This is a genomic window from Methylobacterium indicum (assembly GCF_001043895.1).
Lineage (GTDB): Bacteria > Pseudomonadota > Alphaproteobacteria > Rhizobiales > Beijerinckiaceae > Methylobacterium > Methylobacterium indicum.
The window spans coordinates 1-1,976 of record NZ_JTHF01000464.1 but is presented as its reverse complement, the minus strand read 5'-3'; the positions used below and the strand labels follow the sequence as shown (position 1 = coordinate 1,976).

Annotated in this window: 3 protein-coding genes and 2 pseudogenes; all 5 read left to right on the top strand. The window is 67.6% G+C overall.

Annotation, left to right across the window (positions count from 1 at the left end; genetic code table 11):
• Positions 1-90: pseudogene (locus QR78_RS36400) on the top strand (2-hydroxychromene-2-carboxylate isomerase); the annotation flags it as partial.
• A gap of 137 nt (positions 91-227) precedes the next feature.
• The gene (locus QR78_RS31515) at positions 228-812 is read left to right on the top strand and encodes a hypothetical protein (RefSeq protein WP_048431587.1); all 585 of its coding nucleotides are present in this window, start codon (positions 228-230) and stop codon (positions 810-812) included.
• Positions 813-823: 11 nt separating this feature from the next.
• Positions 824-1,129 (top strand): transcriptional regulator, encoded by a 306-nt coding sequence (locus tag QR78_RS31510; protein WP_048431586.1) that lies wholly within the window; start codon positions 824-826, stop codon positions 1,127-1,129.
• 200 nt (positions 1,130-1,329) lie between these two features.
• Positions 1,330-1,809: a DUF2306 domain-containing protein gene (locus tag QR78_RS31505; protein WP_048461132.1), complete on the top strand. Its 480-nt coding sequence runs from the start codon at positions 1,330-1,332 to the stop codon at positions 1,807-1,809.
• 68 nt (positions 1,810-1,877) lie between these two features.
• A pseudogene (locus tag QR78_RS36395) lies at positions 1,878-1,976 on the top strand (2-hydroxychromene-2-carboxylate isomerase); the annotation flags it as partial.

The window sequence follows — 1,976 nt, the reverse complement described above, 5'->3', positions numbered from 1 at the left end:
ACCGAGGACGGCGAATTGTTCTGGGGCAACGACCGGCTGGAGCAGGCGCTCGCCTGGGCGGTGGGCGAGCGGCCTGCCGGGATGCGGTAGCACTCCGTTTGCGAGCCGCCGCAGCCCGAGCGCCGAACGACGTCGGCTCCGGCAACCGGCCACCGTCGGTGAACTCGGGGTCTCTTGAGTTGCAGAAAGCTCTGTGTCACAGAGTTATCTGCAAAGAGGGATCTGCGATGACGATCTCGAACACGGTCCAGGCGCGCGAGGAGGCACGCCTCGCTCTCGCCGCTGCGGAGGACGGCGAGAGCCGCCTGCTTGCCGCACTGATCTATGGCCGGGCGAGCCCCTACCTCATCCTGTGGGGTATCGCCTGGATGGCGGGGTATGTCGGCACCTTTCTCGCGCCGGAGCGCGGGAATACCATCTGGTCGGTCGTGACAGCCTTGGGCTGGGCAACGACGCTTCTGCTCGTTCTCGTGCAACGCCGCATCGGCCGGGGGCGCCGCTCCAGGCGCGGACTGCGATACAGCGCGTCGGCTGTGCTCATGACCGCCTATGCAGCGCTCTGGGCCTTCGTCCTGCTCTCGGGGCATGCGAATGCGCTCGGCATCTACGCCGGCACCGTCACCGGCTTCGCCTACCTCGTCGCCGGCCTCTGGCGCGGGCCGTTGCTGGCGGTTCTCGGCGCCGCCTTGACTCTCTTGTTCCTGGCCGGCTTCGCGATACCACCCATGGGATTCCTGCTCTATGCCGGTCTGCTTGGCGGCGGCGGCCTCGTCGCGGCCGGCCTGCTATTGGCTCGGTGTGACCCGACCTGATTTCTGGACAGATGCCTGACGACCTCGACGCGATCATTCATGCGCCGGCACGGCTGCGGATCATGGCTGCCCTCGCCGCGAGTCCCGACGGAAGTCTGCTGGAGTTCAAGCGCCTGCGTGTGCTGCTCGGTCTGACGGACGGCAACCTTGGTGCCCATATCGCCACGCTCGAAGGCGCGGGCTACGTCGCGGTGACGAAGGATTTCGAGGGGAAGCGTCCGCGAACACGGATCGCTGCGACGAAGGCGGGCCATGCGGCGTACCGGGCGCACGTCGCAGCTCTGCGCGCCATCCTAGACGGAGGCGATGTCGGCTGACCTTGCCGATCCGGCATCGGACGGGACGATCGCTGCACGCTTGAGTCGACGCGGCTCGTGGCGTCGCCCGGTACCCGTTCCCCTGCCGCACCTCGCCCGGCGGGTGAAGGCGCCAAACAGGCATGAGCCCGGCCGGGGCCGAGGGTAGGCCGGGGTGACGCGCTCGGCACCGGCATCGTTCGAGCGAAGGGGTCGATGACATGTCCAGCCTCACCGTACCGGGATCCGTTCATACCGTGCTGGCTGCGGCCGGGATCGTGCTCGGTCTGATACAATTCCTGGCTCGCAAGCATGGCAGCCTACATCGGGCCGTCGGCTACGCGTTCGTCTATGTCATGATGATTGGCGATTGCGCGGCCCTGCTCGTTGTCCAGTTCACGGGAGCGTTCAACATCCTGCATGTCGGGGCGCTCATAAATCTTGTTTGCGTCACAGGAGGCCTGTGGCCGGTGCTGCGCTCGCCTCGACGCCCCGACTGGCGCGAGAAACACTATCTCTGGATCTCGTTGTCCTATCTCGGGCTGATGGCCGCAGCGGCGACCGAACTCGTCGTGCGCACCATCCCCTTCAGAAGTACGGGCCAGTCCTGGCTTGTGACCTTGGCGGTGACGCTGGCCGTGACGCTGGTCGGCCGGGCGCTCATCCTCCGCCATCGACCTGCCGCGAGGGATCCCGTGTGACGTGGCCGGCGGAACCGGCCCAGACGCGGCCTCGGCAGGCCCGAGCCGTGCCCCGCGCCTCGACCCAGGAGCCGGTGAAGGGCCGCCTGCGCTCGATCGGCGAGGAGGCGAAGTCCCGCGGCCTGTTCGGCGCCCCGAGCTTCCTGACCGAGGACGGCGAATTGTTC

Coding starts and splice junctions, on each gene's coding strand:
- QR78_RS31515 (WP_048431587.1), top strand. CDS start 228: ATGACGATCTCGAACACGGTCCAGGCGCGCGAGGAGGCACGCCTCGCT.
- QR78_RS31510 (WP_048431586.1), top strand. CDS start 824: ATGCCTGACGACCTCGACGCGATCATTCATGCGCCGGCACGGCTGCGG.
- QR78_RS31505 (WP_048461132.1), top strand. CDS start 1,330: ATGTCCAGCCTCACCGTACCGGGATCCGTTCATACCGTGCTGGCTGCG.